Below are 1,267 nucleotides of genomic sequence, written 5' to 3'. Positions count from 1 at the left end.
GAAGGCCTTTCGCAATACGAACGTCTGTGGGCCACGCCAAGATGGTATGTGGCGCTTAGCAACATGTTTGTCTTCTCGGCGCTGTTCATCGCAATCAGTCTGGCCATCGGTATATTTCTGGCCATTCTTCTTGATCAGCGCGTCCGCATCGAAGGTGTAATCCGAACAATCTATCTTTATCCAATGGCGCTTTCGTTCATCGTGACCGGGACCGTATGGAAATGGATCCTCAATCCTGGCCTTGGTATCCAGAATTTTGTCCGACAACTGGGTTTCGAGAATTTTACCTTCGATTGGCTCGTCAATTCGGACTATGCGATCTACACCATCGTCATTGCCGCGGTTTGGCAGTCATCCGGCTATGCGATGGCGCTGTTTCTGGCCGGGCTGCGGTCGGTTGATGACGAGATACTGAAAGCCGCAGCAATAGACGGAGCAGGCGCCTTTCGCACGTATTTCAGTGTCGTGCTACCGATCATGCGCCCCGTTTTTCTGTCAACCGTGATCATTCTTGCGCATCTGGCGATCAAAAGCTTCGATCTTGTCATCGCCCTGACCGGGGGTGGACCGGGCTACGCGACCGACATGCCCGCAACGTTCATGTATGCATTTGCGTTCCAACGCAGTGAGCTGGGCGTTGCAGCGGCAAGTGCCGTGATGATGCTGGCGACGGTGATCGCGATTGTGGTGCCCTACCTTTATTCAGAATTGCGAGGGACAAATCGATGAGCCGCAAGAACCTTAGCGGAATAGTCCAACAAACAGGGGCCCAGCATGTGGTCATGCGTACATTGCTGTTCCTGACGCTTGGCGTTTTTTGTCTGTATTATCTTATCCCGCTGATCGTGATGATTGCCACTTCGTTAAAGTCACTCGAAGAAATCCGCGCCGGATCACTTCTAAGCCTGCCGCAGGAGGTCACCTTCGATGCGTGGAACAAAGCGTGGAGTTCGGCCTGCGTCGGGGTGCGTTGCGATGGCTTACAGCCGTTTTTCTGGAACTCGGTCGCAATGGTCGTGCCCGCAGTCACGATTTCGACGATCCTCGGCGCACTGAACGGTTACGCACTGACGAAATGGCGCTTTCCCGGCGCTGATATTATATTCGCGCTGATCCTCTTCGGCGCCTTCATCCCGTTTCAGGTGATCCTGCTGCCAATGGCTCGCACGCTTGGCGTCATGGGGCTTGCAGGAACGATCCCGGGGTTGATTTTGGTACATGTCATTTACGGCTTGGCCTTTACCACACTGTTTTTCAGAAATTTTTT

Annotated in this window: 2 protein-coding genes; both read left to right on the top strand. The window is 53.4% G+C overall.

Annotated features, from left to right (window positions below; genetic code table 11):
- Positions 1-729: sugar ABC transporter permease (locus QZ197_RS12960; protein WP_296432457.1), on the top strand; the 729-nt coding region annotated here is incomplete at its 5' end.
- Positions 726-1,267, top strand: a 542-nt coding sequence (locus QZ197_RS12955; protein WP_296432456.1) for a carbohydrate ABC transporter permease, incomplete at its 3' end; no start/stop codon positions are given. The genes QZ197_RS12960 and QZ197_RS12955, both read left to right, overlap by 4 nt.

The sequence above is a fragment of the Yoonia sp. genome, from assembly GCF_017854415.1.
Classification (GTDB): domain Bacteria; phylum Pseudomonadota; class Alphaproteobacteria; order Rhodobacterales; family Rhodobacteraceae; genus Yoonia.
Note: the sequence above shows the minus strand (reverse complement) of the source record. Positions and strands in the feature narration are given on the sequence as shown.